Raw genomic sequence first — 276 nt, 5'->3', positions numbered from 1 at the left:
CTTGCCGTCGACGATCTGCACGATCACGCGTGCGCGCTTGTCGAGGCCGTTGTGGTCGGTCGTGGTCATGTTCATGATGCCGTGCGAGACCGGCAGCTCCTTGATGTTTTCGAGCGCGCCGCGCAGTGCCACGCGGAATGCCTCCGTGCCCGGTTGCGCGGTTTTCAGCGCTTCGGGAATCGCACGTTGCAGCATCTGGCCGGCGTCCCATGCGTGACCGCCGAAGGTCGCGACCGAACCTGCGCCATAGGCCTTCTCGTACGCAGCCTTATAGGC

Annotated in this window: 1 pseudogene; it reads right to left on the bottom strand. The window is 64.5% G+C overall.

The features are described 5' to 3' along the window. A pseudogene (locus SB771_RS34310) lies at positions 1-276 on the bottom strand (branched-chain amino acid ABC transporter substrate-binding protein); the annotation flags it as partial.

Origin of the sequence: Burkholderia sp. SIMBA_051, from assembly GCF_046534915.1 — a bacterium.
Lineage (GTDB): Bacteria > Pseudomonadota > Gammaproteobacteria > Burkholderiales > Burkholderiaceae > Burkholderia > Burkholderia ambifaria.
The sequence above is the reverse complement of the archived record's forward strand: the minus strand, read 5'-3'. Positions and strand labels throughout refer to the sequence as shown.